This is a genomic window from Maribacter sp. PR66, assembly GCF_028464205.1.
Classification (GTDB): domain Bacteria; phylum Bacteroidota; class Bacteroidia; order Flavobacteriales; family Flavobacteriaceae; genus Maribacter; species Maribacter flavus.
The window spans coordinates 1-2500 of sequence record NZ_JAQPCH010000022.1; the positions used below are offsets into that span (position 1 = coordinate 1).

2 tRNA genes and 2 rRNA genes (1 of these 4 cut by a window edge) are annotated in these 2500 nt (G+C 52.3%); all 4 read left to right on the plus strand.

What is annotated here, in order from left to right:
- Positions 1-206: 206 nt before the first annotated feature.
- Positions 207-1731, plus strand: a 16S ribosomal RNA gene (locus PP181_RS17620).
- 153 nt (positions 1732-1884) lie between these two features.
- Positions 1885-1958 (plus strand) — tRNA-Ile (locus PP181_RS17625).
- A 111-nt stretch (positions 1959-2069) separates the two neighbouring features.
- Positions 2070-2143: transfer RNA gene (locus PP181_RS17630), tRNA-Ala, on the plus strand.
- Positions 2144-2286: 143 nt separating this feature from the next.
- Positions 2287-2500 (plus strand): 23S ribosomal RNA (locus tag PP181_RS17635); it runs 2616 nt beyond the window's last position.
- The 16S and 23S rRNA genes sit together here with 2 tRNA genes alongside, the layout of an rRNA operon.

Sequence of the window (2500 nt, forward strand, 5' to 3'; positions counted from 1 at the left end):
GTATATTTGCACCCGCTTAGTGAGGCACTGGGCGATGAATGGGTCGGGCGACCGGCACTTTTATTAAATGGTTCATTGAAATATTGTGGAGAGAATCGCGTCCTTTTAATGGGATGCGATGGTAGAGAATATAAAGAATTAGATCGAGAGAATCGGGGCCGGGGAGTCATATTTCGGAGGTCGTTGGGACGAGTAAACAAAGAACAACGATGAAGAGTTTGATCCTGGCTCAGGATGAACGCTAGCGGCAGGCCTAACACATGCAAGTCGAGGGGTAACGGGGAGCTTGCTCCGCCGACGACCGGCGCACGGGTGCGCACCGCGTATGGAACCTGCCCTCTACAGGGGAATAGCCCAGGGAAACTTGGATTAATGCCCCGTGGTACCATTTAACGGCATCGTTTGATGGTTAAAGCCTTCGGGCGGTAGAGGATGGCCATGCGTCCCATTAGTTAGTTGGTAGGGTAACGGCCTACCAAGACCGCGATGGGTAGGGGCCCTGAGAGGGGGATCCCCCACACTGGTACTGAGACACGGACCAGACTCCTACGGGAGGCAGCAGTGAGGAATATTGGACAATGGGCGAGGGCCTGATCCAGCCATGCCGCGTGCAGGAAGAATGCCCTATGGGTAGTAAACTGCTTTTATACGGGAAGAAAAAGGGGCACGTGTGCCCTGTTGACGGTACCGTAAGAATAAGGACCGGCTAACTCCGTGCCAGCAGCCGCGGTAATACGGAGGGTCCGAGCGTTATCCGGAATTATTGGGTTTAAAGGGTCCGTAGGCGGGCCGGTAAGTCAGGGGTGAAAGTCTGTAGCTCAACTATAGAACTGCCTTTGATACTGCCGGTCTTGAGTCATGGTGAAGTTGCCGGAATATGTGGTGTAGCGGTGAAATGCATAGATATCACATAGAACACCGATTGCGAAGGCAGGTGACTAACCATGTACTGACGCTGATGGACGAAAGCGTGGGGAGCGAACAGGATTAGATACCCTGGTAGTCCACGCCGTAAACGATGGATACTAGCTGTCCGGGCCCTTGAGGCCTGGGCGGCCAAGCGAAAGTGATAAGTATCCCACCTGGGGAGTACGTTCGCAAGAATGAAACTCAAAGGAATTGACGGGGGCCCGCACAAGCGGTGGAGCATGTGGTTTAATTCGATGATACGCGAGGAACCTTACCAGGGCTTAAATGCAGTTCGACAGGTCCAGAGATGGACTTTTCTTCGGACGGATTGCAAGGTGCTGCATGGTTGTCGTCAGCTCGTGCCGTGAGGTGTCAGGTTAAGTCCTATAACGAGCGCAACCCCTACCGTTAGTTGCCAGCATGTCATGATGGGGACTCTAACGGGACTGCCGGTGCAAACCGTGAGGAAGGTGGGGATGACGTCAAATCATCACGGCCCTTACGTCCTGGGCCACACACGTGCTACAATGGCAGGTACAGAGAGCGGCCACGTCGCAAGGCGGAGCGAATCTATAAAACCTGTCACAGTTCGGATCGGGGTCTGCAACTCGACCCCGTGAAGCTGGAATCGCTAGTAATCGGATATCAGCCATGATCCGGTGAATACGTTCCCGGGCCTTGTACACACCGCCCGTCAAGCCATGGAAGCCGGGAGTGCCTGAAGTCCGTCACCGCAAGGAGCGGCCTAGGGCAAGATCGGTAACTAGGGCTAAGTCGTAACAAGGTAGCCGTACCGGAAGGTGCGGCTGGAACACCTCCTTTCTAGAGATTGTCCCTCCAAGGGACGGTCCCCGGCGGCCTTCGAAGGTCCTTCGGTCCCGTTTTTTCGATTTATTTATGTTCTTTGAAAAAAATCTCCGCAATCATGATATATAACAAATACGGAGGCGCCTTAACTGGTGTTGAAGTAGGGACAGTCCCATAGCTCAGCTGGTTAGAGCGCTACACTGATAATGTAGAGGTCGGCAGTTCGAGTCTGCCTGGGACTACGAGCCCCTTTTTAGGGTGACGTTCATTGAGTATGAAGTATTGGAAATTCTGGAAGTTGAGTAGTGGTTATGGTCTAACTACTAACTACTATGTACCAACTACTGGTATATGGGGGATTAGCTCAGCTGGCTAGAGCGCCTGCCTTGCACGCAGGAGGTCATCGGTTCGACTCCGATATTCTCCACATGCCCTTTAGGGGCGACAGGTTCATTGACATATTGGAACAGGGAATACAGCGGCATGTGATGTTGTTGTATATACCTAAAAAGAAAGAAACACGAATCTTTATAAAGTAAAGAGTACAAGTAGAATAGAACAAAAGGAAAGGCGACAAGCTGGAAAAGGGCGTATGGGGAATGCCTAGGCTCTCAGAGGCGACGAAGGACGTGATAAGCTGCGAAAAGCCGCGGGGATCGGCACATACGATATGATCCGCGGATATCCGAATGGGGCAACCCGGCATGTTGAAGACATGTCATGCCGTAAGGCAAGCGAACCCGGTGAACTGAAACATCTAAGTAGCCGGAGGAAGAGAAAACAA